Consider the following 24,952-nt stretch of genomic DNA (forward strand, 5'->3'; position numbering starts at 1 on the left):
CATGAGAGTTGACTCACAAGGGCCACAGTGGCAGGTCAACACTCACGTCCGATTATGTCAGTCCGATGACGATATGACCACAATGTGGAAAATTTCACACTCCGGAGCATTTGGTTCACCCGCCGAACCTGCCTCCTTAAGGAACAGTATCCGAGATGACCGCCGGAGCCCACGCCGATGAAACCGGTGGCCCCACTGGTATTAATACCACCACCTGTGATCCCCGCCCGGGCCCGCCGGTTGCCGAACACCACCCGCCGGACGATAGAGTTTCTTGTGACAGCGCCCAGTGCCCCGGGACGCCCCACGCAAGCGAAAGGTCCTCCATGCCATCCACCCCCACCATCATCATCGCGCCGGATTCCTACAAGGGCACCGCCACCGCCGGCCAGGCGGCGACCTGGCTGGCCGAGGGTGTCCGGGAGGTCCTGGCCGACGCGGAGATCACCCTGGCCCCCATGGCCGATGGCGGCGAGGGCACGTCCGAGATCTTCGGCGGGGAGAGGATCACCCTGCCCACCACCACCGCGGCGGGGCGGCTCACCGAGGCCAGTTACACCTTCGATCAGGCCACAGCCACCGCCTACATCGATGTCGCGGCCGCCTCGGGTCTGCCTGCAGTGGCGGACAACCCCGTGCCCACCACGGGTGACACCTACGGCACCGGTGTGCTCGTCGCTGATGCGGTGAGCCGGGGTGCCACCCGTATCACGCTGGGTCTGGGCGGTTCGGCCACCACCGACGGCGGCACCGGCATCCTCGTTGCGCTCGGCGCGGTCCCCCGCAACAAGCAGGGGTACGCCCTGGGTAAGGGCGGTGCTGACCTGGTCAACCTCGATAACATCGACACCACGCTGCTCAACATCCCCGCGGCCGTCGCGGAATGGGTGCTGTTGACGGATGTCACCGCGCCGGCCACCGGCCCCCACGGGGCGGCCCACGTCTTCGGGCCCCAGAAAGGGGCCACGCCAGAGGAGGTGGAGCTTCTCGACGCCGGATTGTCCCACCTCTGCGATGTCCTGGACGTTGACGGCACCATCCCCGGCATGGGTGCAGCCGGTGGCATCGGGATCGGGTTGACCTGGTTGTCCACCCTTATGCACGGCACGACCGACCACATCCACATCCTGCCCGGTGCGCCCCTGATCGCCCGAGCCACAGGACTGGAGGAGATGATCCCCCAGGCAGATCTGGTCATCACCGGTGAGGGGCGTCTGGATGCCCAGTCCCACACCGGGAAGGTGGTGGGCACCCTCCATGCGCTCACCTCGGCGGCCGGTGTCCCCCTGGTGGTGGCTGCCGGTGAGATCGACGGGGAGGTCCCGGCGGGGATCATCCCCGTCGAATTGGAGAAGACCACCGATGTGGCAGCCCAGCTGCGTGCCGCCGGCAGGCAGATCGCCGAGAGGTTCGCAGAAGGATTGACTTCCGGCCTCTAGCGTCCCTAGCGGATGATCTCCACGGTCCACGGGTAGGTCGCGGGGAGCTCATAGGCCAGTTCCTGCTCGAGCAGGAAGGCATCCTTGGGCAGCTCAGCCGGTGGGGTGAGCAGGCGGGCGAAGATCATGGTGATCTGGTTGACGGACCCCTTCACCCCGTCCACCTCGATGAGGTAGCGGTTGACGGAGGCCTCCTCCAGGTCGGTGTCCTCATGCTCATCCCGGTAGGTCTGGCGCAGCTGCTCCTCCACCGCGGGGGCCACCGCCGGTTCCGGATCATGGACCACCAGGGCCGAGCTGAGCAGCTCCTTGTTCCTCAACAGGTCGGATACGGCGGTGAAGCGTCCCGCGAGATCGATGGAATCGGTGTCCGGGACAAGTACATCAAATTGGATCTTCGGCATGACAACACAGTAGCCAATAATCTGGGTGTCATGAACAGTCCCTTCCGTATCCAACCCACCCCCATCCGCACGATGGCTGACGGCACCATCAAGCAGATCCACCCCTTCACCGGCACCGAGGTGTGGACGGTGCCCGGGCGGGGCAATCGGCCCCTGTCACGTCCCGCCTCGGATCCGGTGCCGCTGAACCCGAAGGATCACACCTCCTACTGCGCGTTCTGCCAGGACAATCAGCTCTCCACTCCCCCGGAGAAATCCCGGATGGTGCGTTCCGGCAAGGGGGATTTCGAGATCCTGCCCGGTGGGTTGCCGAAGGATCTGGGTGACACGGTGGCGGAGTTCCGGCGGGTGCCCAACCTGTTTGAGATCGTCACCTACGAGTACTGGAACAAGAACTTCGGTTTCGAGATGGATCCCGAGACCGCCATGCGCATGGCCACCTACCTCGCCGACCCGGAGGGGCGTCGACATGTTCTGGCGATTGTGCGCACGAGGATGAAGGCCGCCGGTGAGGATGGTGCCAGCCTGACGGAGGTGGAGCTCCTGGAACGTGCCCCGAGCTATTTCTCCGGGGGCCATGACGTCATCGTCGCCCGGCGCCACTTCACCGACGATGCCATCGATGACTCCGAGCTGGCCTCCTCCGGCACCCTGACCAGTGAGGAACACGCCGCGTTCATCCACTTCACCCTGGACGGCATGCGTGATCTGTATGCACGCAACCGGTACGCCCCTTACGTGGTGGCGTTCCAGAACTGGCTCAAACCCGCCGGTGCGTCCTTCGACCACCTGCACAAACAGCTCGTGGCCATCGACGAGCGCGGGTACCAGAATGATGTGGAACTGGCCCAGCTGCGCCAGAACCCCAACATGTACAACGAGTGGGGTGTGGACTACGCCGGGTACCACAACCTCATCATCGCGGAGAATGATCACGCGGTGGCCTTCGCCGGTTTCGGCAACCGCTACCCCACCCTGGAGATCTACTCCAAGTCCCCGGTGTCGGAGCCGTGGCTGCAGTCCGAGGAGGAGATCCGTGCCATGAGTGATCTCATCCATGCCTGCCACGCGGCCACCGGCCCCGATGTGCCCTGCAATGAGGAGTGGCACCACAAACCGGTGGATGTGGACATGCCGATGCCCTGGCGGGTCACCATCAAGTGGCGGGTGTCCACCCTCGCCGGTTTCGAGGGTGGCACGAAGATCTACCTCAACACCCTCTCGCCCCAGAATGTCCGCGACCGGGTGGTGCAGGAACTGTACCGTCTGCGGGACGAGGGGTGGATCGACGAGGAGATAAAGATCGCCACGGAGTGTTCCGTGGAACGCAACAGTCTCAAGTACAACCCGTTGCTGCAGCGGTGACAGGGAGGCGTCGATAAGCACCCACCGACCGCGCCGGACGCGCGAGCTGCCCTAGTATCGTATCCATGAGTCATATCTCCGATCTGCTGCGCAACCACGGCGTTGACCTGTCATGGCAGGAATCTCTCTACCAGGATCTCCACGAGCACCCGGAGCTGTCCGGTTTCGAAACCGAGACATCGCGCACCATCCTCAGCCAACTGAACCGCTTCGACTGCGAGGTGATCTCGCCGGTTGGCGGGTACGGTGTCATCGCGATCTTCCGCAATGGTGACCATGAGAATCACCCGGTCGCGCTGATGCGCGCGGATTTCGACGGCCTGCCCGTCAAGGAGACCACCGGCGTGCCGTGGGCCTCGACGCGGATCCGTCCCCTCGACGGCACCAACGTGCCGGTCATGCACGCGTGCGGGCACGACATGCACACCACCGCGCTGCTGGGGGCCTGTGCGCTTCTCGACGAACGACGTGACGCCTGGCAGGGCACCTTCATCGCCCTGTTCCAACCCTCGGAGGAAAACGCCCGCGGGGCCAACGCCATGATCGCCGACGGTCTGGCACAGAAGATCCCCCGCCCCGATGTCTGCTTCTCCCAACATGTGGTGCCTGGACCGGCCGGCGCGGTGATGAGCCGACCCGGCGCGGCCCTGGCGGCCTGCGACTCCATCGACATCCGCATCCGGGGACGCAGTGCCCACGGATCGATGCCCCACAACTCCATCGACCCGACCTATGTGGCGGCGATGATCGTGGTGCGCCTGCAGGGCATCGTCGGTCGCGAGGTCTCCCCCGAGGAATTCGCGGTCATCTCGGTCTGCACCCTGCAATCCGGCAATTCCAACAACACCATCCCCAGCGAGGCGCGGCTGGTGCTCAACTGCCGGTTCTACAACGACAAGGTGAAAAAGAGGATCTACCGGGCCATTGAACGGGTGGTCAAGGGCGAGTGCATGGCTTCCGGGATCGAGCATGAACCGGTCATCGAGTACTTCGCCCACGGTGAACTCACCGACAATGATGTGGATGTCTTCGCGAAGGTCCGCCCGGTCTTCGATGAGGTCTTCGGGCCCGAGTCGGTGACCGCCGACCGGTGGACCGCATCGGAGGATTTCCCCAACATCCCGCTGGCGCTCAACAGCCCGTATCTGTACTGGACGATCGGTGCGACCCCCGCCGGTGACTGGGCACGTGCCGTGGCTGCCGACCGGGTGGCCCAGGATGTCCCCGCCAACCACATGGGTGATTTCCTGCCCGATTTTGAACCGACGGTGAAGTCTGCTACCACCGCGGCCGCCGCGGCGGTGTTGACCTACCTGGGTGTCCGCTCCCACCGGAAGGTGTAACTTCCGGGAAAGCCGGACGGGCCCCCACCCGCGGGGTGGGGGGCCCCGTCCGGTTTTCTGACGCGCCTGGTACTGGGCCTGGTATTAGGCGTGGTAGTAGGTGATCAGTCCGGTTTCAGCGGCATTGACCAGCATCTCGTGGCAGGGCACCACGCGGGCGGTGTAGCCGACGGTGCCGGGGAGGTCACGGTGGATCGCCACGGTGTAGGTGGTCTTGCCGGTCTTCTCCATGTCATAGATCACCGGATCCACGATCTGGCCGTGATCATCCTGATCACCGACGACGGCCTGGACACGGATGTCCTTATCGCGCAGCGACCCGGGATCGACATCCACGGTGATCAGGGTTTCCGCCTCGGTATCCGCGTGGGTCTCTCCACCGGCAGCGGTGTCCGCAACACGCAGGTTGGACAGTGCCACCGTGGACCACTCTGACTTGACGGTCTCCAGCCAGGAGGCGTAGGAACCGGCGTCCTTCGGCTTGGCGATAAGCGTCGCCTGGTGCTGTGTCGGACGGTAGTAGTCGGTCGTGTAGTCACGGACCATGCGGGTGGAGGTCACCATCGGTGACAGGGTGGTCCAGGACCTGCGGATCATCTCCAGCCAGCCCTGTGGGATGCCGTTGTCATCACGGTCGTAGAACAGCGGGGCGACATCATTTTCCAGCAGGTCGTAGAGGGCCTGGGATTCGAGGTGGTCGCGGTACTCGAAGTCAGGGGTCTCCACTGTCGGGATGGTCCAACCGGTCTCCTGCTGGGGCATCTCATCCCACCAGCCGTCGGAGATCGACAGGGTGAGCCCACCGTTCATGACGGCCTTCATGCCGGAGGTGCCGGAGGCCTCCTGCGGGCGCACCGGGTTGTTCAGCCAGACATCGGTGCCGGCGACCAGGTAGCTGGCCAGGTTGATGTCATAGTCAGGCAGGAACAGGAAGCGGTCACGCACACCGGCCTGGTCTGCGAACTGGACGATCTCCTGCATGAGCTTCTTGCCACCCATGTCGTGCGGGTGGGCCTTGCCGGCGATCACGAACTGCACCGGGCGTTCCTCGTTGAGGAGGATGGAACGCAGCCGCTCCGGGTTGCGCAGCATCAGTGTCAGGCGCTTGTAGGTGGACACGCGACGGGCGAAACCGATGGTCAGCACCTCCGGGTCCAGGACGCGACGGGTCCAGCCGAGCTGGGCGTCGGCATGCCCACGGGTGGCCCAGGATTCGAAGGTGGCGTCGCGGGCGACCTCGACGAGATCGGCGCGCAGCTTGTTGCGGACCTCCCAGATCTTCTCGTTGGGCACCGCGTCGGGGTTGCTCCAGGTGTCGGCGACGGCGAGGTCAGCCCCACCGGAGACACGCTCGATCAGTTCCATCATCTCGGGCTTGACCCAGGTGGGGAGGTGGACACCGTTGGTGACATGGCCGATCGGGACCTCCGCGGGTTCATAACCCGGGTAGAGGCTGGCGAACATCTCGCGGGAGACCTCACCGTGGAGTTTGGCCACACCGTTGGCGTGCTGGGAGGCACGCAGACCCATGTGTGCCATGTTGAAAAGGGAAGGGTCATCCTCACGTCCGAGGTCAATGGCCTTGTCCAGCGGGATACCCGGGCAGAGCTGCTGATCCTCAGGCAGCCCGTCACCGAGGTAACGGCGCACCATGGACATATCGAAGCGGTCGATGCCCGCCGGGACCGGGGTGTGGGTGGTGAAGATGTTGGAGGCGCGGACCTGCTCGAAGGCGGCGGCGTAGTCCATGCCCTGCGCCATGCGCTGGCGGATGCGCTCCAGGGTGAGGAAACCGGCGTGACCCTCGTTGAGGTGGGCGACATCCGGACGTGGGATGCCCTTTGCCTCGCAGTAGGCGACGACGGCGCGGATGCCACCGACACCGAGGACGATCTCCTGCTTGATGCGGTGCTCGGAGTCACCGCCATAGAGACGGTCGGTGACAGAACGCATGTCCCCGGGGTTCTCGTCGATGTTGGTGTCGAGCAGGAGCAGCGGGACGCGGCCGACGTTGGCCACCCACAGGGCGATGGTGATCTGACGGCCCTCGGGGAAGGCGACGGTGACCTTGAGCTGCTCACCCTTGTCATCGGTGACGGCAACAATCGGAAGGTTGGCGGGATCGTGGTACTCGTACTTCTCCTGCTGCCAACCATCGGAGGTCAGGGACTGGGTGAAGTAACCGTGGGTGTAGAGCAGGCCGACGCCGATCAGGGGGACGCCGAGGTCAGAGGCGGACTTCATGTGGTCGCCGGCGAGCACGCCGAGGCCACCCGAGTAGATCGGGAGGCTGGGGTGGATGCCGAATTCCATGGAGAAGTAGGCGGTGATGGGGGTGTTGCTGCGCTCAGACTCGGCGCAGGTCTTCTGGTACCACAGCGGGGCCGTCAGGTACTCGCTGAGGTTTTGGGATTCGTTGTTGATGCGTCCCAGATATTCGTCATCATCGGCGAGCTCGCGCAGGCGGGAGGCAGGTGCCTGGTGCAGCATCTGCTTGGGGTCCTCCCCGAGCTTCGCCCACAGTTCCGGATCGATGTCCCGGAACAGCTGCTTGGTTTCCTCACGCCACGACCAGCGCAGATTGTGCGCGAGCTGAACCAGCGGTTCGAGCTGGGTGGGGAGCTGATTGCTGAATTTGACTGTGCCTACTGATTTCACGCCCTCCAATCTGGCCCGAACCAGGTGACTCTGCTACCGGAATGGAAACTGGGTTCGTGCCCGAGCTCAGCGGGGGTCACCAAAACCGCGGCCACCGACATCGTATATGGTGCCTATCGACGCTCGAGCAGCTCCTGCGTGGTGACCCCCGGGAGGGAGACAGTGACCGGGATGCCCCACGGGTCGGTCATGGTCACCGAGGTTCCATTGTCGGAATGCTCCCAGTCACCGAGGCGGCTGACCAGCATGTCCAGATCCTCCCGCTCGGGTACGAGGATGGACACCTCGGCGAGTCCGAGGGTGGCGGCCCGAGGCCCGGCACCGCCGGAATGCCAGGTGTTCATGGCCACATGATGGTGGTACCCACCGGCGGAGGTGAACAGCGCGCCGGGGATGGAGGTGGTGCGTTCGAAACCGATGCGGTCGAGGTAGAAGGCGGCGGCCTGCTTGAGGTCACCGACCTGGAGGTGGACATGCCCGATGGTGGCAGGCTGGGATCTGTTGGACTCCAGAACCTCCTGGTCGAGGTGTTTCTGCAGGTAGGCGTTGGGGTCGAGGTAGACGGTGTCCATATCCACATCACCGTTGGTGTAGGTCCAGGCCTCCCGCGGCCGGTCCACATACAGTTCGATGCCGTTGCCCTCTGGGTCGGTGAAGTAGAACGCCTCCGAGACCAGGTGGTCGGAGGAACCGACGAAGCTGGACCGGGGATCCCGCGCGGAGCGATAGACGGTGGCGGCGAGGGCCGCGGGGGTCTCGAACAGGAAGGCGGTGTGGTAGAGACCCGCCTGGCGGGGATCGACACCCGGCAGGCCGGGGGTGGCCACGAGACGCATCAGAGGCAGGCCGTTGCGGCCCAGCACTCGGTGGATCTCTCTGCCCCGGGACTTCTCCTCGATCGGGTCCATGTCCAGGATGGTCGCATAGTAGGAGGACATGTTCTCTAGGTCGCCGACGCGGAGGGTGACGGCGTCCATGTGGGTGGCGGTGCTGATGGTCTGCTCGGGGGTGGTCATGGGGGTCCTCACTTCAGATGGGGTGGCGGTGTTGCGGTGTGCTGTTGCATTTAGTTATACGCCAGATTTAGTTGATGTGTCAAGCACTTTGTTGTCAGTGCCCACAATCGACCCCTCACCGGGACCCCGGTCCCTCCCCTCCCGGAGATGCAAAAAGAGCGCCGACGGTAACCATCAGCGCTCTTTTTCTGGACTTCCCGACTACTTGGGAACCCGGGTGTCCTCGCCCAGCAGGTGGACGTGGATCATGTTGGTGTTTCCGGTGACTCCCGGAGGGGAACCGGCGACGACGACCATCATGTCGTCCTTCTGGTACTCGTCCATGGCCAGCAGCGCACGGTCGACCTCGCGCATCATGCCGTCGGTGTCATCGACCTTCGGGCACAGGAAGGTCTGCGCACCCCAGGTGAGCGCCAGCTGGGAGCGGACGTTCGCATCGGGGGTGAACACCAGCAGCGGCAGGTGGGAGTGCAGCCGCGCCAGACGCTTGGCGGTGTCACCCGAGGTGGTGAAGGCGACCAGTGCGCGGGCGTTGAGGCGCTCAGCGATGTCACGGGCCGAGTAGGAGATCACGCCGCGCTTGGTGCGCGGAATGTGCGTGAGATCCGGAACCCGGCCGTCGGTCTCGGCGAAGCGGACGATACGGGACATGGTGCGGACCACGTTGTGGGGATCCTTACCCACGGAGGTCTCACCGGAGAGCATGACGGCATCGGCGCCGTCGAGCACGGCGTTGGCCACGTCGGAGGCCTCTGCGCGGGTCGGACGGGAGTTCTCGATCATGGAATCGAGCATCTGGGTGGCCACGATGACCGGCTTGGCGTTCTCACGGGCGATCTGGATCGCGCGCTTCTGCACGAGCGGAACCTCCTCGAGTGGAACCTCCACACCGAGGTCACCGCGGGCGACCATGATCGCGTCGAAGGCCAGCACGATGGATTCGAGGGCCGCGACGGCCTCCGGCTTCTCCAGCTTGGCGATGACCGGGACACGACGTCCCTCCTCGTCCATGATGGCATGGACGAGTTCGACATCCGCCGGGGAGCGCACGAAGGACAGGGCGATGAAGTCAACGCCGAGGTTCAGGGCGAAACGGAGATCCTTGATGTCCTTCTCGGACAGGGCGGGAACGGAGATGTCCATGCCCGGCAGGGAGACACCCTTGTTGTTGGAGACGGGGCCACCTTCGGTGACCTCGCAGATGACGTCATTGCCCTCAACGGAGACGCAGACGAGGCCGACCTTGCCGTCATCGACCAGCAGGCGGTCTCCCGGGCGGGCATCGTTGGCCAGGTTCTTGTAGGTGGTGGACACGCGGTCATGGGTGCCTTCGACGTCCTCCACCGTGATGCGGACCGTCTCACCGGTCTCCCATACGGTTGCGCCGTCCTTGAACCGTCCGAGACGGATCTTGGGGCCCTGCAGGTCGGCGAGGATGCCGACCGCACGACCGGTCTTGTCAGTGGCTTCACGGACCCACTTGTAGTTCTGTTCATGGTCGGGGTGATCACCGTGCGAGAAGTTCAGGCGGGCGACATCCATGCCGTCCTGAACCAGTCGGAGGATCCCATCCGCGCTGGCGACCGCCGGACCGAGGGTGCATACAATTTTAGTTCGTCTTTCCACATCGACCAGCCTAACCCTTCCAGGTTGAGGCGGCTACAATGGCTGCGGGAAAGTAATGCCCTGTTCACCTGCCCCACACCCGGTTCCGGCACCCCTGCTCCGTGTCAGAGTTCACCGATCATGCCCGAACACAACGTGATATGACGGCATTTCCGGAAGAAACGGACATTAGCAGAATTAGCTGATCGTCTTTCCCCTGACAACCCCCGTTCGGCGCGATGATGATCACACCTAGCGGGTCAGGCCTATTTCTGCTTCTTCCCGGTCGTTTCAGGCTTGTCCCCCGGCGCGGTCCCGGCGCCGGTCCCTGTGCCGGTGCCGGTGCCGCCAGCCACCCCGACCGCGTCCGCCTCATCCTGCTCAGCCAGGGCTGCCTGGTAGGCAGGATCCACCTCCACCGGGGTCTCCCTCCCCTTCCCCAGACGGAAGAAGACGATGACCGCCAGGATGAACACCACCGCGGACACCAGGGTGTTGATGCGCATGCCGAACACCATGGTGGCCTCGTCGGTACGCATCTGCTCGATCCAGAACCTGCCGAGGGTGTAGCCGGCGACATACAGGGCGAACACCTTGCCGTGGCCGAGACGGAAACGGCGGTCCGCCCAGATTAGCAGCCCGAAGATGAGCAGGTTCCACAGCAGCTCATAGAGGAAGGTGGGATGGACGGTGGCCATGACCTCGCCCGTGGAGACACCCGTCACGGGTGCGAAACGACCATTCTCATCCACGCGGTAGTAGATCTCCAGTGCCCAGGGCACATTGGTCTCGGCTCCGTAGAGTTCCTGGTTGAACCAGTTGCCCAGGCGTCCGATGGCCTGCGCCAGGATCACACCGGGGGCCACGGCATCGGCGAACGGTGCCAGGGGGATCTTCTTGTAGCGGAAATAGGCCCACACCGCCAGACCTCCGAGGACCACGGCACCCCAGATACCCAGGCCTCCATTGGTGATCTTCAGGGCATCGACGGGGTCACAGGTATCGCAGAAGTACTTCTGGTTGTCGGTGATCACATGGTAGATGCGACCACCGATGATGCCGGCCGGAACAGCGACGATCGCGGCATCCAGGACCACCTCCGGGTTGCCACCACGGGCGGCGTAGCGCTTCCTGGTCAGCCAGATGGCGACGATGATGCCGGCGATGATGCACATCGCGTAGGCGCGGATCGGGAGTGGACCGAGGTACCACACTCCCTGGGGAGGGGATGGAATTGCTGCCAGTGTCATGACGTCCACAGGATTATTCAGAACCTAACCGCTTGAAAAGCGCAGAAGTGTCAACGGGGAATGACACTCAACTTAGCAACAACCCCCTATCGGGGTCAGGGTTGCGTCGACAAGCGTGGACGGCGACCCACCCGGTGCGGGCCGGTAGCGCCTACCGCGATGGGCAGGCCGGATGCATCCCCGCAGAGATCAGCGACCGCGTGGACGCGAGGGGGTTGTGGGGCACGTAGATGGCGTCGGCGGACTGACGGGCGAAGGCCATGAGCTCCTTGGGCGTCCAGCACCCGCCGAGGACGATGCGGGCGGTCTCCGGCGGAAGCTGGGAACAGACCCCGGCGAAGGCCTCCGGCAGTGTTTTCGGCCCCTGGTAACCGGTGATGTCAATGGCCACCACCGAGGCACCCACCTCGACGGCCCGCGCGGCCTCACCCGGGTTGCGCACCTCCACCAGTGCGGTCATGCCCAGGGATTCGGTGCGGTCGAGCAGGGCGGCGAGTTTGTGCTGATCCATCGTCCACACCGCCAGCGCCAGGGCATCCGCGCCGAGGACGCGGGCCTCATGGATCTGATAGGGATCAACGATGAGGTCATCGAGCAGCAGCGGGAGATCAACCGCCGCCTTGATATCCCTGATGTCCTGCGCCGCGATGTCGAACCGCCCCCTGCGGACCATGTAACTGAGCACGGAGGCACCGCACTCCTCCAGGCGGGTGGCGAAATCAACGGGGTCCTTGTGATCCGACCAGTCCGATGCGAAACGGTCAAATCCCGCCACCAGATTGCATCCGGACCCCAGGAATACCGAGCGGACATCAAGCGCCGCCGGCAGACCGGGTGAACGTGACTGATCCTTGACGTCCCGGAACGTCACCCGTGCTTCCCGTGTCGCGACCTCTGCTGCAACATCCTGGAGAATACGGTTTTCCACCGTTACCATGCTTGCCCTCCTCCGTGCCGTGCAGAAATAACGTTAGTCCGGACACGGTGTGGTAGGAAAATCAGGTCGGCTTGTCAACCCCCGATCACTATCATTAACCTGTGATTTTTCCCCTACCCCGCTGGTGTCGGTTGGGTCAATATCCTCATCAAGTGCGTCCCACATCACACGACCGGAATCGGGTGCCTGCTCAAGGTCGGTGCGGATCTTGTCCGCACGTGCCTGACGGCGTTCGAACCTGCCCGCCTGCACACTGTCGACACCGGGACGCATGGCCAACAGCACACCCCCGAACAGGGCTAGAGCACAGCCGATGAGCGCCACAATGGCCGCCGCCGGGTGCGTGGAGAGGTCCGTGATCTCCGCCCACTCCGACAGGAGGGTCCCCTCAGAGGCGCGCTGACTGGCCACCCCGGAGGTGAGCAGGGTCCGTGCCCGCTCCGCATCCTCCGCGGTCGCCTCCCCCGTGAGCAGGGACAGCGGCGACAGGCTCGCACCGACGGCGAGCACCGCGGAGATCGCACCGACGATCCTGCGACCCAGACGACGCAGCACGAGCCCGGCCACACACGCGGCCGCCAGCGCCAGCGCCAGCGCCATGATCTCCGTCGACCAGGTGGCACCCACCAGCGACTGGGTGGTGGCCCCGGACTTGTCATCGAAGGCCTCGACGGTGATCCAGTTCATGCGCGAGCTGATCCAGACCACCAGGGCCCCCGCACCGATCAACAGGGCTGACAGCACGTGACGTTTCATCGTGTTTCCTTCTGGTTGTGGCTAAAGCGGGGGGTGGTGGGCTGGACCGTCGGGGTCGTGCGTCGGGATGCTTATCGACGCACTACTGCTCCGGCCCCAGCAGCGGATCCGCATCAAAGCAGGTGCGGGCACCGGTGTGGCAGGCCCCACCGGTCTGGTGGACGGTGACCAGGATGGTGTCGCCGTCACAGTCGAGGGCGACATCGGTGACCTCCTGGACATTGCCGGAGGTCAGTCCCTTGATCCAGTATTCGTCCCTGGACCGGGAGTAGTAGGTGCCGCGGCGGGTGGCCAGGGTGTAGGCCAGTGCGTGTGTGTCCATCCACGCCATCATGAGCACCTCACGGGTGTCCACCGCCTGGACAACTGCCGGGATGAGACCGGCGTCGTTGAGCTTGAGGCGGGCGGCGATCGCCGGGTCGAGGGTGAACTCAGCCGGGTTGTCGCTGATCTGTGTGGTGTCGTCGCTCACCGGCGCACCTCGAAGCCTGCGTTCTCGATGGCGTCCTTGACCTCGGAGATGGTGACCTCACCGAAGTGGAAGATGGTGGCGGCCAGGACGGCGTTGGCGCCGGCGCGGACCGCGGGTGGGAAGTGCTCGGCGGTGCCTGCTCCACCGGAGGCGATCACCGGGATGGACACCGCGGCGCGGACCTTCTCCAGCAGCTCCAGATCGAATCCGTTCTTGGTGCCGTCGCCGTCCATGGAGTTCAGGAGGATCTCGCCGACACCGAGCTTCTCACCCGTGATCGCCCATTCCACCGCATCCAGACCGGCGGACCGGGTGCCACCGTGGGTGGTGACCTCGAAACCGGAGGGCTGGGGTGTCTCCCCGGCGGGCACACGACGTGCGTCGACGGACAGGACGATGCACTGGGCACCGAACCGCTGGGACAGCTCGGACAGCAGCTCCGGGCGGGCGATCGCGGAGGTGTTCACGCTGACCTTGTCCGCACCGGCGCGCAGCAGCTGGTCCACATCCTCCACGCTGCGTACTCCACCACCGACGGTGAGGGGGATGAAGATCTGCTCAGCGGTGCGACGCACCACATCGAGCATGGTTCCGCGCCCGTCCTTCGAGGCGGAGACATCCAGGAAGGTCAGTTCATCCGCGCCCTCCTCGCCGTACCGCTTGGCCAGCTCCACCGGATCACCGGCATCGCGGAGGTTCTCAAAGTTGACGCCCTTGACCACGCGACCGTTGTCCACGTCCAGGCAGGGGATAACCCTGATTGCCACACCCATGTCATTGCTCTTTTCTTGCTAGATTTCTCACTAGATTTTTCCTCCGGGGATCCATGCTCACGGCTCCCCCGGCCTTGTCTACCGGCCCCTGGACCGACCAGGACCAGCATCTACGATCCGTGCTCGGCGCGAACCTTCTCAATCTTATCTACCAACACCGCATGGGCTTTCGCTGTTCCCGCGATGACGCCCTTGCCGGGTGCCCAGTCATTGCCCTCGGTGTCGGTGACCACTCCCCCGGCGGCACGGACCAGCATGACACCCGCGGCGTTGTCCCACACATGCGGGCTGAAGGACACACAGGTGCCGAAGATCCCCTCGGCCGTGAACGCCAGATCCACCCCGATGGAGCCGGTGATCCGGGGGCGGAGGTAGGACTCCGCGAGTTCCGAGAGCAGATCACGGCGCATCTCCATGGGGAACCGGGTGTTCTTCGGGGTGGCCATGGAGCTGAACCCCACGTGGGCCACCAGAGGGGATTTCTCCTCCAGCGGCGGCACGGGCTGACCGTTGATCATGAGTGGGGAGCCGGCGTAGGCGGTCAGGCGCTTGCCCAGCATCGGCAGGGAGGTGATCCCCAGGACGGGCTGGTCATCAACAAGCAGCGACACCAGGATCGCGGACATGGGGTTGCTGGCGGCGTAGTTGGCGGTGCCGTCGATGGGATCGATCACCCATCGGGTACCGGAATCAGCTCCCCCCTCCTCCTCCCCCACCACGGGGATGCCGGTGAGGGTGCCCAACATGCCGCGGATGTGGGATTCGATGGCGTAATCAACCTCGGTGGCGAAGTCGCCGGCGGATTTCATCGTCGAGGGTGCCGAGCCGAATCCGTTGGTGAAGATGTTTTCGGCATCATCCACGACGGCCTCGGCGATGGCGAGCAGCTCACGGGTGTCCACGGGATCAGCCGAGCTTTTCGACGGCTTCCAGCGCCTCCGCCAGCGTGAACCGGTGCTCGTAGAGTGCCTTGCCGATGATGACGGAGTCGATGCCCTCATCCTGGTACCTGGCCAGTTCCAGCACATCCTCCAGGGTGGAGATACCGCCGGAGGCGACGATCGGTGCGTCGGTGGCTGCGGCGACATCACGCAGCAGATCCACATTCGGACCGGTCAGGGTGCCGTCCTTGGACACATCGGTGACCACGAAGCGTGAACATCCCTGGGAATCCAGGCGTTCGAGCACCTCCCACAGGTCACCACCATCGGAGACCCAGCCGTTGCCCTTGGTGCGCCATTCGCCGTTCTCGAGGCGGACCGCGATATCCACGGCGATCCTGTCACCGTGCCTCCTGATCACATCGGCGATCCACTCCGGCTTCTCCAGCGCCGCGGTACCGATGTTGACGCGGGTGGCGCCGGTGGCCAGGGCACGGTCCAGGGAGGCATCATCACGGATTCCACCGGTCAGTTCCACCTTGATGTCCAACTGGCGGGTGATCTCCGCCATGAGCTCATGGTTGGAGCCACGGTTGAAGGCGGCGTCCAGGTCCACGAAGTGCAGCCACTCCGCCCCCTGTTCCTGCCACCGCAGCGCGGATTCCAGCGGGGTGCCGTAGGACTTCTCAGTCCCGGCCTCACCCTGGTCAAGACGGACAGCCTGGCCGTTGACGACATCAACAGCGGGAAGAATCGTGAAGGTCATGGTCTGTAGATCCTAACTGTTAGATGTGGTTGATCCAGTTACGCAGCAGCTGCGCGCCCGCGTCCCCGGATTTCTCCGGGTGGAACTGCGTGGCCCACAGCGCACCGTTTTCCACGGCGGCGACGAACCGGTCATTCTCGTGGACGGCCCAGGTGACCAGCGGCGGGGTGGTCAGATCATCGGTGACCAGGGTCCAGTCACGGACACCGTAGGTGTGGACGAAGTAGAACCGCTCATCCTCACTCAACCCGGCGAACATCTCACTACCCGGCTGCTTCTCCACGGTGTTCCACCCCATGTGCGGGAGGATCTCCGCCTGCAGGCGTTCCACCCGGCCGGGCCACTCACCACAACCACGCGACTGGATACCGTGCTCGATGCCCTCGTCGAAGAGGATCTGCATGCCTACGCAGATACCCATGACCGGGCGTCCACCGGCCAGGCGGGTGCCGATGATGCGATGGCCGAAGACCTCCCGCAGCCCCTGCATGCAGGCGGCGAAGGCTCCCACACCGGGCACGAGGAGCCCATCGGCGTTGGCGCAGATATCGGGGTCACTGGTCACGATGACCTCCGCGCCGACGTGTTCAAGTGCACGCTGGGCGGAGCGGAGGTTGCCTGATCCATAGTCGAGTAGAGCGACGGTTTTGGTCATGCGAACAGTCTAGGACATGCACTTTCGCATGCTATAACCGCGACCTACTTTATCTCTGTGGATGGTTGGGTCGGCCTGGATCGGCCTCCGGGGTCCTGCGCCCACCCACTGGCGGTAGCCTGGCCGCATGCCAGCCTTCCCCCTCCGCAGACCCGCCGGTGTGGCACTGATGTTCGCCACCAACGGGGCGGCCTTCTCCTCGATCCTGCCCTGGTATCCCACCTTCAAAGTGCAGTGGGGGCTCTCCGATGCCGTGTTCGGGATCATCGTCGCCTGTTTCGCCGCGGGGTCACTGCTGTCCACCGTGCTGCCCAGCCTGGCGGTCACGCGTTTCGGACCCCGCCGGGTCGTGGTGTGGGGCACGCTCCTGCTGTGTCTGCTGGTCGCAGCCGTGGGGTGGTCCCCGTCCGGTCTCATGCTGGCGGTGGTGCTCCTGCTCATCGGTGTCACCGATGCCATCATCGATGTCTCCCAGAACGTTGCGGCTGTCCGTGTGCAGGACAGTCTCGGGATCTCGATCATGTCCTCGGTGCACGCCTTCTGGAGCCTGGGGGCGGTCGCCGGCGGGGTGGTGGGCACCGCGGCCGCCTCCGCCGGTGTTGATGTGCGTATCCACCTGGCGGCGGTGGTGACCGCGGTGGCTGTGCTGGTGGTGCTCGCCACCTGGTTGACGGGTCCGGTGGGTCGGGGGGCGGATCCCACACCGGATCCGGGCTCCGGGACTGACCCCGCCAGACCTCGTGGCCCGGGGCTGGGTCGGGTGTTGCTGGTGGCCCTGCCGGTGGCCATCGTGGCCACCTCCGGCACCGTGGTCGAGGATGTGGCCAACAACTGGGCCGGGCTGGCATCGGTGGAGCTCGCAGGGGTGGCGGTGGGGACCGCCGGCGTGGCCTTCACGGTGGTGCTGGCGGCCCAGACCATCGGCCGGTTCACCGGCGACTGGTTCATCCAGCGCTTCGGGCGGGTGGCCACAGCCCGCGCCGGGGGTGTGCTCATCGCCCTCGGCGGTGTCGTGGTGGTGTCCTCCGCCACTCCACTGCCGCTCTACACCGGCCTGGCGTTTCTCGGGCTGGGGTGCGCCACCCTGGTGCCCAGTGCCTTCGCCGCCGCCGCCCGCCTCCCGGGTATGTCGGAGGGGGCCGGGGTGACGGTGGTCAGCTGGCTGATGCGTCTGGGGTTCCTGGCCACCAGCCCGGTCATCGGGCTGATCTCCTCAATGACGGGCCTGCGGTGGGCCCTCGGTCTGCTCATCGTGGTGGGTCTGCTCGTGGTGCTCAGCGCACCGGCGCTGCGGGCGTCACCGCGCACCTGACAACGGGAGCTTCTCGACGCCCCACTGCCCCCGCTCCCGCCTACGTCCCGGGGGTGTCCGGCTCCGGATCCTTCCAGCCGGGCTTTTCCGTGGGGCGGGTCAGCAGGTCGTCGACAGGCACCGGTTCCGCCGCCACCCTGCCGCGGACCGAGCGGACGGTCTGCACGGCACGGCGGGCGACGGGGATCTGACGCAGCCGCGCACGGGTGTTGTTGTATTCGGTGAGCCGGTGGTTACCCACGACGCGGTCGGCGACGGTGAGCACGATACCGACCGCGATGACCACCGCGCCCGCGGCGAAGGCACCCTGGTAGGCGAACACCGCCGCGACCATGCCCAGGAGGAAACTACCCAGCCCGGTGCCCGCATCGTAGGAGATGTTCCAGACCGCGGAGGCCTCGGAGACACGGGACCGGGGCAGGCGGAAGAACATCGACAGCAGAGCCTCATTCTGCACCATGCCGAAACCACCACCGAACAACACCGCACCCAGCACCAGCAACCACACCGACCACCCCTGGTAAAGGGTCAGGGCGATGATGCTGATGCCGAGCAGCGCGAGAATCTGCGCGGGGATCGTGGTGGCTCCCGGCACACCCCGACGATCGGCGATGACACCCGCGAGGTAGCGGAACACCATCGCGGATCCACCGGTCAGGGAGAGGATCAGACCACTGAACACCGCTCCGAGCACCGGGTCCACCTGGATCACCGCTGCGGGGAGGAAGGAGGACACGGCACCGAAACTCATCGAGATGGTGGCCACCGCCAGGGCCGGGATGAGCACGAGCTTCCAGGCGGGAACCCGCGGGGCCCTCGTCTCCTCGGGGTAGTCGTACTTGTTGGGCTGTTGTTTCGGTGCCGCCTTGATCGCGGGGATACGCAGGCACATCACCGCTGCCACCAATGCGGTGACCGCGCCGAGGATGTAGACGTAGTCGAAACTCCACCGGTCCCCGATGGCCAGGCCGATCGGGAGGAAGATCATCTGGGACAGTCCGATGAACACTCCCAGCATGCCGGAGGCCTTGCCCAGGAACCTCACCGGCACCAGTTCCGCCACCAGCGCGGACTCCGCCACGGTGAGCGCACCGAAACCGATACCCCGCAGCGCGGAGACCACCAGCACGGGCAGAGGTTCCATGCCAATGATGTAACCGATGGCGGGGACACCGAGCATGAAGGCGGAGAACACCATCACCGGGTTGTACCCGATCCGGCGCAGGGCCATCGGCGTGAAGATCTGGGTGATCACCGTGGCGGCCATGAACACACCGGTGGTCGCGCCGGCGAGGGCGCTGGATCCACCGTCCTTGATCACCGCCAGCGGAACCACCGGCAGCAGGAGGGAGAAACTGCCGAAGGCGGCGGCGACCGCCACGAGCACCGCCAGAAAACCAGGACTTTTCCACATGCTGGGTAGCTGTTCGATCTCAGCGCGTGTCAGGGCCCTGGTCTCCAAATTAAGTCATCTCTCCCATCGTCCACAGGATGCCGCCGACCGCGGCGATGATACCGATCGCCCCGGCGACAAACATGCCCATCTTGTTCTCAGCCTTGTATGCGGACCACGCACCCCCGATGAACAGACCGGCGATGATGAACAGTCCGTAGATCATCCACCGGTTGCCCACATCGGGCTGGGTGGCCGTAGACGCAAGGACAGTATCAGAAAAATGCATAAGGCTCATCTTCTACAACGCGCCCTTGGTGGAGGGGATCCCGGTCTGGCGGGGGTCCATCTCCACGGCGGCGCGCAGGGCGCGGGCGACAGCCTTGTACTCGGCCTCGGTGATGTGGTGGGGATCGCGTCCGTAGTGGCAGATCACGTGCAGGGTGATCCGTGAGTTCAGCGCGAGGGTCTCGAAGAAGTGCTCGTTGATCACGGTGGCGTAATGCCCACCGATGACGGCACTGATCATGTGGTCGGGTTCGCCGTTGATGACGAAGTATGGGCGACCGGAGATGTCCACCACGGCCTCCACCAGTGCCTCATCCATGGGCAGCTGGCAGGAGGCGAAACGGCGGATGCCCTTCTTGTCGCCGATGGCGTCCAGCAGTGCCTGCCCGAGGACGATGGCGGTGTCCTCGACGGTGTGGTGGGCATCGATCTCGATGTCCCCCTTGGCGTGGACCGTGAGGTCGAAGCTGCCGTGGACACCGAAGGCGGTGAGCATGTGGTCGAAGAATGGCAGGCCGGTGTCGATGTCAACCGTGCCGGTGCCGTCGAGGTTGATCTCGACGGTGATGTCGGATTCGCTGGTGGTGCGGGTGGCACGACCGATACGTGGTGCGGTGGTCATGTGATGATTCTCCCTGGGTGGGTGATGGACGTCGGATCGCTTAGAGGTTGAGACCGGAGATCTCGGCGGCGGCGGCCAGGAAAGCGTCGTTCTCCTCCGGCAGCCCGATGGTGACGCGCAGGTGTCCCGCCACGCCGACATCGCGGATGAGCACTCCCCGATCCAGGAAGGCCTCCCACGCGGTGTGCTGATCGGTGAACTTCCCGAAGAAGATGAAGTTGGATTCGCTGGGGACCTGGGCGTATCCCAGCTCCTCCAGGCGGGCGGCCACCCGGATGCGCTCGGACGAGAGCTTGGCGACGGTGGCCAGCGTGTCCCCGCGGTGACGCAGCGCCACCGTCGCGGCCGCCTGGCTGAGGGCGGAGAGGTGGTACGGCAGGCGCACCAGCATGACGGCCTCGATGAAGGCCGGTGCTGCAACGAAGTAACCGAGACGCCCGCCGGCGAAGTCGAAGGCCTTGGACATGGTGCGCGAGACCACCAGCTTGGCCGGGTACCGGTGGATCAGGGTGGTTGCCGACGGCGAGGGTGAGAACTCCGCATAGGCCTCATCGACGATGACGATGCCCGGTGCGGCGTTGATGATCTTCTCGATGTCCTCCAGGCTGGTGACATCCCCGGTGGGGTTGTTCGGGGTGGTCACGAAGATGATGTCGGGGGCATGCTGCTCGATGGCTGCGAGGGCGGCGTCCATGTCGATGCGGAAATCGGCGCCACGGGGGACGGCGATGAACTCGGTCTGGGTGCCCTTGGACAGGATCGGGTGCATGGAGTAGCTCGGCTGGAACCCCAGGGCCGTGCGTCCCGGCCCACCGAAGGCCTGGAGCAGCTGCTGGAGGACCTCGTTGGAGCCGTTGGCGGCCCATAGGTTCTCCCGGGTGACCGTCACCCCGGTCTGGTGGGTGATGTACTCGGCCAGGGCGTCGCGAAGCTCCACGGAGTCGCGCTCCGGGTAGCGGTTGAGCTCGGTGGCGGTGGCACGGACGGTGTCAACCAGGTCCGCGATGAGCGCCTCGGAGGGCGGGTACGGATTCTCGTTGGTGTTCAGGCGTACGGAGACATTGAGCTGGGGTGCTCCGTAGGCGGTCTCACCGCGCAGTTCCCCGCGCAGTGGCAGGTCGGACAGGGTGACCTCGGGGGCGAGGGTCGTGTCAGTCATGGTGTGTGGGCCTCGTGCTCTACGCGGTTGCGTCGGTGGTGTCGGTGGCGTCGGTGGCGTCGGTGGTGTCGGTGGTGGGCAGGGTCTCGAACCGGGCGCGGATCGCCTCACCATGGGCGGGCAGGTCCTCTGCATCGGCGAAGTTGATGACCACCTCGGAGATGTCCTTCAGCGCGGCCTCATCGTATTCGATGAGGTTGACCGGGCGCAGGAAGGTGTGGGTGGACAGTCCGGCGGAGAACCGTGCGGTGCCAGACGTCGGCAGCACGTGGTTGGAACCGGCGGAGTAGTCACCCAGCGGCACCGGGGAGAAGTCACCGACGAAGATCGCGCCGGCGTTGGAGATCCGTTCGGAGACCTCGCGGGCGTTGGCGGTGTGCACCTCCAGGTGCTCGGCCGCATACTGGTCGGCCACGGCGATGCCGACCTCGATGTCGTCGACAAGCACGATGCCGCTCTGCTTGCCGCGCAGGGCTTCCGCGACGCGGTCGGCGTTGCGGGTGATGGCGTAGCGTGCCTCGATCTCACGGTTGACGTCCCGGGCCAGCTGCTCGGAGTCGGTGATCAGGACAGACGCTGCCATGACATCGTGCTCGGCCTGGCTGATGAGGTCGTAGGCGACGTTGACGGGGTTGGCGGTGTCGTCGGCGAGGATGGCGATCTCGGTGGGGCCGGCCTCGGAGTCGGTGCCCACGACACCACGGACCAGGCGCTTGGCCGCGGTGACGAAGATGTTGCCCGGGCCGGTGATGATGTCCACCGGCTCCAGATCTGCCTTGTCATCACCGAAGGCCAGCAGGGCCACGGCCTGGGCGCCACCGACGGCCCACACCTCGTCCACCCCGAGGATGGAGCAGGCGGCGAGGATCGTCGGGTGTGGCCAGCCACCGTGGTCTGCCTGCGGTGGGGATGCCACCACGAGGGTTCCCACCCCGGCCTCCTGCGCCGGCACGGCGTTCATGATCACGCTCGATGGGTAGACGGCGTTACCGCCGGGTACGTACAGGCCCACGCGGTCGATCGGCAGGAACCGCTCGGTGACGGTGCCCCCCGGGCTCAGCTCGGTGGTGTGTTCGCGCGGTTTCTGGTCGGCGTGGACCTTCCGGACGCGTCGGATGGACTCCTCGATGGCCTCGCGGACCCTGGGGTCCAGGGTGTCCTCGGCTGCCTGGAGCACCTCGGCTGGAACCCGCACGGATGCGGGACGGATATGGTCGAATTTCTCGCCGTAATCCAGCGCGGCCTCGGCACCGCGGTTCTGCACGTCATCGACGACCGGCTCCACGATGGGCAGAACGGACACAACGTCGGTTCCACCACGTGGCAGCGCACGTCGGATGTCGCTCTTGGATGGTGTGTGACCACGGAGGTCAGTGACATTCAGCATGGCGAGAATTTCTCCCTAAAGAGTGTGGGGGCTTCTGCAAAAGGCCGGCGGTGTCAAGACGACCCCAGGTTCACCGGTTGTGATACCTCCGGACGATCCTGTGGCGGGCTGCTTCACACCACCCGGTGATCTATTGTATTCCCCACTGGTTCGAAAGCGGATTTGGGTACAGAATGGGGTGTGTCCCTTAGACTGTTTAGTCAGACCCCGTAACCGGACACTGGCCGGGGAATCCCTCTCCCGGCCCGCACGGAAACAGGTGAACCGCCGTGTGATCATCTCCACCCGCGGGGGAGGACGATACCCGGCGCGGTATGCCTCCCATGACCGACACCCAGATCGCACCAACACAGACAAGAGACAAGGACCGGGCTTCACGCTTTGACTGATCGTAATTTCAACATGCCAGACACACTCCTCCCCCGGCCGGTTGACCTGGACCGGGTGGAGGATGCTGTGGATGCACTGGGCTACCAGTTCCTGGCTGCGGATGACCGGTTGCTCCTGCCGTGGCCCAATCACCGCATCTCCATGTACTTCGGCCATGAATCCGGTGTGCATCTGACCATGCTGGCCCGCATGCGGATGTCGCTGGACCTGTCCATGATCAATGATGTCGCCCATGCGTTGAACAGGTGGAACACCGAGCGCATCGCACCGGCCGCCATGCTGCATGTGGGTGATCTCGGGGAGATCGAGATCCGGTTCCGCTCCTCGTTGAGCGTGGACGAGGGTGTGTCCACGGATCAGCTCCTCCAGTTCATCCAGCTGACCATCAACACCGTCGAGATGGCGGTGGATACCGTCATGGAGTTGTTCTCCGAGCTGGACATCACCGGCGCCGGCAGTGAGGAACTGCGTGCCGAACAGGACGAGGAGGACCTCGTCGCGGAGATTGTCGGTCTGTGGGGCCCACCGTCAGCCAACCGCCACGGTTTCGAGCGCGGTTCCGAAAGCAGGAACATGGATACGCCCCGTCACCCCTCCTCCCACCATGATGATCATGACGATCACCCCGATGCGGAGGTTCCCGGCTCCCCGGGCGGGGAGGATGGATCCGAACCTGTCCGGGAGACCCCGGACGAGCCGTTCCTGCCGATCTTCTCGGAGTTCGCGGGAACGGACCTGACCGGTGGATCGGATGAGTCGGCTGGTTCCTCCGGTCCCGCCGCCGGTCGCCACCGGGATGATGATGACGACGAGGATCTGCTCGACCTGCTCGCGTCCATGCGTGATCACGGGGACGAGGAGACCACCGGGTTCGATCCGGTGATCCCGGCTATCGGGGACTCCTCAGTCACGCTGCCTTCTGACGATGACGACCACGATGCCGGTGACCTCACCGACATGACCGACATCGGTGACCGGGACCTCTACGACCTGGAGGACAACCACGCGGAATATCCCCGGGAGGTCACCCTCGACCGGGTCCGGGATCACCTCGCCGACATCGGTGTGGTCAAGACCAGCGGTGAGGATGACTTCCTGGTCGCCTGGATCAATGAGGTGTTCATCGGGTTCTTCATCGACAACGGCCCCACCTTCCTGGTCAAGGGGCACTGGGATCCGGACATGGACCCCGACCGGGATTTCATCAAACTGTTCATGATGTGCAACCAGTGGAATGAGCGCTCACTGACCACCAAGGCGTTCTGCCACAAGGACACGCAGGGGTTGCAGGTGCGGGTGGAATTCGCCGTGCCCACCGCGGAGGGCCTGACCGACGGGCAGCTGCGGCACAATATCGCGCTGTCGATCCATCACATCCTGCAGGCGGTTGATTCCCTCAGCATCGAGGCCACCGGTTCATCGATCGTCGACTGGCCCGACCAGAATTAGGCCGGTGTCCGGAGCCTCATCGTCCGGGGCGTCCAACGGTGTGACGAAGACGGCGCACCAGTACATCAACACCGCCAGAAACGGCGCCATGAACAGGGCGCTGCCGGGTTGGATGGGTGGAACCACCTGGAAGGTCTCCCCCACCCCGGCGGCATGCTCGGACGGATCGCCGTGCAGCAGGGTGGCCACGGTGTCACCGAAGGCGAGGAAGGTGGCCGCCCCGAGCAGGCTGACCAGACCGATCCAGATCAGCATGGGCAGGCCCCGGGTGGATTCCGACCGGAGGAACACCACCAGGGTGATCACCGCACCGATGATCCCGGTGCTGATGGCGAACCAGATGAACCCGGTGAAGGCCACATCCGCCTCAACGGCGATGGAGGCGGTCTCTGCGTCCTCGACATAGGCGGTGTAGGTGGGGCGCAGTAGCCCCCACACCATCCCGCCCAGGGCGTAGACCACCAGGGACAGCGCCAGGACCCCCGCGTACACGCCGGTGTTGCGACTGGGCCGGCGGGACCGCCGTGGGGCGGGCATCGGGGGTTCGGGTGCTGCGGTGTAGCCCTGGTACGGGTTGCTCATGGAGTGCCAGGTTACCGTCACCTACGTACCCGACCATAAAAGCGCTTGTC

23 protein-coding genes are annotated in these 24,952 nt (G+C 65.0%); 5 read left to right on the forward strand and 18 right to left on the reverse strand.

What is annotated here, in order from left to right:
• Positions 1-326: 326 nt before the first annotated feature.
• A complete protein-coding gene (locus tag H9627_RS00770; RefSeq protein WP_191732126.1) occupies positions 327-1,439 on the forward strand; it encodes a glycerate kinase family protein in 1,113 nt (370 codons plus the stop codon).
• A 5-nt stretch (positions 1,440-1,444) separates the two neighbouring features.
• On the opposite strand, the gene H9627_RS00775 is transcribed toward H9627_RS00770, so the two are convergent.
• Positions 1,445-1,843: a hypothetical protein gene (locus H9627_RS00775; protein ID WP_191732127.1), complete on the reverse strand. Its 399-nt coding sequence runs from the start codon at positions 1,841-1,843 to the stop codon at positions 1,445-1,447.
• Positions 1,844-1,873: 30 nt separating this feature from the next.
• Here H9627_RS00775 and H9627_RS00780 point away from each other — a divergent pair, with 30 nt between their 5' ends.
• Together H9627_RS00780 and H9627_RS00785 are read left to right on the forward strand one after the other, a co-directional pair.
• Positions 1,874-3,208: a DUF4921 family protein gene (locus tag H9627_RS00780; protein ID WP_191732128.1), complete on the forward strand. Its 1,335-nt coding sequence runs from the start codon at positions 1,874-1,876 to the stop codon at positions 3,206-3,208.
• Between the two features lie 65 nt (positions 3,209-3,273).
• The gene (locus H9627_RS00785) at positions 3,274-4,551 is read left to right on the forward strand and encodes an amidohydrolase (RefSeq protein WP_191732129.1); all 1,278 of its coding nucleotides are present in this window, start codon (positions 3,274-3,276) and stop codon (positions 4,549-4,551) included.
• Between the two features lie 84 nt (positions 4,552-4,635).
• Here the strand turns inward: H9627_RS00785 and H9627_RS00790 are convergent, their stop codons facing one another.
• From H9627_RS00790 to hisH, 11 genes are all read right to left on the reverse strand, one after another.
• Positions 4,636-7,209, reverse strand: a complete 2,574-nt coding sequence (locus tag H9627_RS00790; RefSeq protein WP_191732130.1) for a glycosyltransferase family 1 protein — start codon at positions 7,207-7,209, stop codon at positions 4,636-4,638.
• A 113-nt stretch (positions 7,210-7,322) separates the two neighbouring features.
• Entirely contained in the window at positions 7,323-8,225 is a 903-nt protein-coding gene (locus H9627_RS00795) for a VOC family protein (RefSeq protein WP_191732131.1), read from the reverse strand.
• Between the two features lie 201 nt (positions 8,226-8,426).
• Positions 8,427-9,851, reverse strand: a complete 1,425-nt coding sequence (gene pyk / locus H9627_RS00800; RefSeq protein WP_191732132.1) for a pyruvate kinase — start codon at positions 9,849-9,851, stop codon at positions 8,427-8,429.
• A gap of 245 nt (positions 9,852-10,096) precedes the next feature.
• The gene (lgt, locus tag H9627_RS00805; RefSeq protein WP_225213326.1) at positions 10,097-11,080 is read right to left on the reverse strand and encodes a prolipoprotein diacylglyceryl transferase; all 984 of its coding nucleotides are present in this window, start codon (positions 11,078-11,080) and stop codon (positions 10,097-10,099) included.
• A gap of 151 nt (positions 11,081-11,231) precedes the next feature.
• On the reverse strand, positions 11,232-12,017 hold the full coding sequence (locus tag H9627_RS00810) for an indole-3-glycerol-phosphate synthase (protein ID WP_191732134.1): 786 nt from the start codon (positions 12,015-12,017) through the stop codon (positions 11,232-11,234).
• A gap of 33 nt (positions 12,018-12,050) precedes the next feature.
• Complete coding sequence (locus H9627_RS00815; protein WP_191732135.1) at positions 12,051-12,773, reverse strand: TIGR02234 family membrane protein; 723 nt, start codon at positions 12,771-12,773, stop codon at positions 12,051-12,053.
• Between the two features lie 82 nt (positions 12,774-12,855).
• A complete protein-coding gene (hisI, locus tag H9627_RS00820) occupies positions 12,856-13,245 on the reverse strand; it encodes a phosphoribosyl-AMP cyclohydrolase (protein ID WP_191732136.1) in 390 nt (129 codons plus the stop codon).
• On the reverse strand, positions 13,242-14,018 hold the full coding sequence (gene hisF / locus H9627_RS00825) for an imidazole glycerol phosphate synthase subunit HisF (protein WP_191732137.1): 777 nt from the start codon (positions 14,016-14,018) through the stop codon (positions 13,242-13,244). The genes hisI and hisF overlap by 4 nt, the downstream gene beginning before the upstream one ends.
• 110 nt (positions 14,019-14,128) lie before the next feature.
• Positions 14,129-14,920, reverse strand: coding sequence for an inositol monophosphatase family protein (locus tag H9627_RS00830; RefSeq protein ID WP_191732138.1), 792 nt, complete (start codon positions 14,918-14,920; stop codon positions 14,129-14,131).
• Between the two features lie 4 nt (positions 14,921-14,924).
• Positions 14,925-15,665 (reverse strand): bifunctional 1-(5-phosphoribosyl)-5-((5-phosphoribosylamino)methylideneamino)imidazole-4-carboxamide isomerase/phosphoribosylanthranilate isomerase PriA, encoded by a 741-nt coding sequence (gene priA / locus H9627_RS00835; protein ID WP_191732139.1) that lies wholly within the window; start codon positions 15,663-15,665, stop codon positions 14,925-14,927.
• 19 nt (positions 15,666-15,684) lie between these two features.
• A complete protein-coding gene (hisH, locus tag H9627_RS00840) occupies positions 15,685-16,320 on the reverse strand; it encodes an imidazole glycerol phosphate synthase subunit HisH (protein ID WP_191732140.1) in 636 nt (211 codons plus the stop codon).
• 127 nt (positions 16,321-16,447) lie between these two features.
• Between hisH and H9627_RS00845 the strand changes: the two genes are divergently transcribed.
• Entirely contained in the window at positions 16,448-17,632 is a 1,185-nt protein-coding gene (locus tag H9627_RS00845) for an MFS transporter (protein ID WP_225213327.1), read from the forward strand.
• A gap of 40 nt (positions 17,633-17,672) precedes the next feature.
• On the opposite strand, the gene H9627_RS00850 is transcribed toward H9627_RS00845, so the two are convergent.
• The 5 genes from H9627_RS00850 to hisD are packed head-to-tail and all read right to left on the reverse strand — an operon-like array spanning position 17,673 to position 22,481.
• Entirely contained in the window at positions 17,673-19,046 is a 1,374-nt protein-coding gene (locus H9627_RS00850) for an MFS transporter (protein WP_191732141.1), read from the reverse strand.
• A 49-nt stretch (positions 19,047-19,095) separates the two neighbouring features.
• Positions 19,096-19,314: a hypothetical protein gene (locus tag H9627_RS00855; protein ID WP_225213328.1), complete on the reverse strand. Its 219-nt coding sequence runs from the start codon at positions 19,312-19,314 to the stop codon at positions 19,096-19,098.
• 12 nt (positions 19,315-19,326) lie between these two features.
• Positions 19,327-19,935, reverse strand: coding sequence for an imidazoleglycerol-phosphate dehydratase HisB (gene hisB / locus H9627_RS00860; RefSeq protein WP_006767999.1), 609 nt, complete (start codon positions 19,933-19,935; stop codon positions 19,327-19,329).
• Positions 19,936-19,975: 40 nt separating this feature from the next.
• Positions 19,976-21,094, reverse strand: a complete 1,119-nt coding sequence (locus H9627_RS00865) for a histidinol-phosphate transaminase (protein WP_191732143.1) — start codon at positions 21,092-21,094, stop codon at positions 19,976-19,978.
• 19 nt (positions 21,095-21,113) lie between these two features.
• Entirely contained in the window at positions 21,114-22,481 is a 1,368-nt protein-coding gene (hisD, locus tag H9627_RS00870; RefSeq protein ID WP_191732144.1) for a histidinol dehydrogenase, read from the reverse strand.
• Positions 22,482-22,883: 402 nt separating this feature from the next.
• Between hisD and H9627_RS00875 the strand changes: the two genes are divergently transcribed.
• Positions 22,884-24,320, forward strand: coding sequence for a YbjN domain-containing protein (locus H9627_RS00875; protein ID WP_191732145.1), 1,437 nt, complete (start codon positions 22,884-22,886; stop codon positions 24,318-24,320).
• On the opposite strand, the gene H9627_RS00880 is transcribed toward H9627_RS00875, so the two are convergent.
• Entirely contained in the window at positions 24,288-24,902 is a 615-nt protein-coding gene (locus H9627_RS00880; protein WP_225213329.1) for a hypothetical protein, read from the reverse strand. The two genes, H9627_RS00875 and H9627_RS00880, sit on opposite strands and share 33 nt — an antisense overlap.
• Between the last annotated feature and the right edge of the window lie 50 nt (positions 24,903-24,952).

This window comes from Corynebacterium gallinarum (genome assembly GCF_014837045.1).
GTDB classification, from domain to species: Bacteria; Actinomycetota; Actinomycetes; order Mycobacteriales; family Mycobacteriaceae; genus Corynebacterium; species Corynebacterium gallinarum.

Bases quoted from the DNA above. Each gene is read 5' to 3' on its own strand.
- hisB (WP_006767999.1), bottom strand. From the start codon at position 19,935: ATGACCACCGCACCACGTATCGGTCGTGCCACCCGCACCACCAGCGAA.
- H9627_RS00785 (WP_191732129.1), top strand. From the start codon at position 3,274: ATGAGTCATATCTCCGATCTGCTGCGCAACCACGGCGTTGACCTGTCA.
- H9627_RS00810 (WP_191732134.1), bottom strand. From the start codon at position 12,017: ATGGTAACGGTGGAAAACCGTATTCTCCAGGATGTTGCAGCAGAGGTC.
- H9627_RS00875 (WP_191732145.1), top strand. From the start codon at position 22,884: ATGCCAGACACACTCCTCCCCCGGCCGGTTGACCTGGACCGGGTGGAG.
- H9627_RS00880 (WP_225213329.1), bottom strand. From the start codon at position 24,902: ATGAGCAACCCGTACCAGGGCTACACCGCAGCACCCGAACCCCCGATG.
- priA (WP_191732139.1), bottom strand. From the start codon at position 15,665: ATGACCTTCACGATTCTTCCCGCTGTTGATGTCGTCAACGGCCAGGCT.
- H9627_RS00815 (WP_191732135.1), bottom strand. From the start codon at position 12,773: ATGAAACGTCACGTGCTGTCAGCCCTGTTGATCGGTGCGGGGGCCCTG.
- hisH (WP_191732140.1), bottom strand. From the start codon at position 16,320: ATGACCAAAACCGTCGCTCTACTCGACTATGGATCAGGCAACCTCCGC.
- H9627_RS00865 (WP_191732143.1), bottom strand. From the start codon at position 21,094: ATGACTGACACGACCCTCGCCCCCGAGGTCACCCTGTCCGACCTGCCA.
- lgt (WP_225213326.1), bottom strand. From the start codon at position 11,080: ATGACACTGGCAGCAATTCCATCCCCTCCCCAGGGAGTGTGGTACCTC.
- H9627_RS00850 (WP_191732141.1), bottom strand. From the start codon at position 19,046: ATGTGGAAAAGTCCTGGTTTTCTGGCGGTGCTCGTGGCGGTCGCCGCC.
- H9627_RS00780 (WP_191732128.1), top strand. From the start codon at position 1,874: ATGAACAGTCCCTTCCGTATCCAACCCACCCCCATCCGCACGATGGCT.
- H9627_RS00855 (WP_225213328.1), bottom strand. From the start codon at position 19,314: ATGCATTTTTCTGATACTGTCCTTGCGTCTACGGCCACCCAGCCCGAT.
- H9627_RS00770 (WP_191732126.1), top strand. From the start codon at position 327: ATGCCATCCACCCCCACCATCATCATCGCGCCGGATTCCTACAAGGGC.
- H9627_RS00845 (WP_225213327.1), top strand. From the start codon at position 16,448: ATGCCAGCCTTCCCCCTCCGCAGACCCGCCGGTGTGGCACTGATGTTC.
- H9627_RS00795 (WP_191732131.1), bottom strand. From the start codon at position 8,225: ATGACCACCCCCGAGCAGACCATCAGCACCGCCACCCACATGGACGCC.
- hisF (WP_191732137.1), bottom strand. From the start codon at position 14,018: ATGGGTGTGGCAATCAGGGTTATCCCCTGCCTGGACGTGGACAACGGT.
- hisD (WP_191732144.1), bottom strand. From the start codon at position 22,481: ATGCTGAATGTCACTGACCTCCGTGGTCACACACCATCCAAGAGCGAC.
- H9627_RS00775 (WP_191732127.1), bottom strand. From the start codon at position 1,843: ATGCCGAAGATCCAATTTGATGTACTTGTCCCGGACACCGATTCCATC.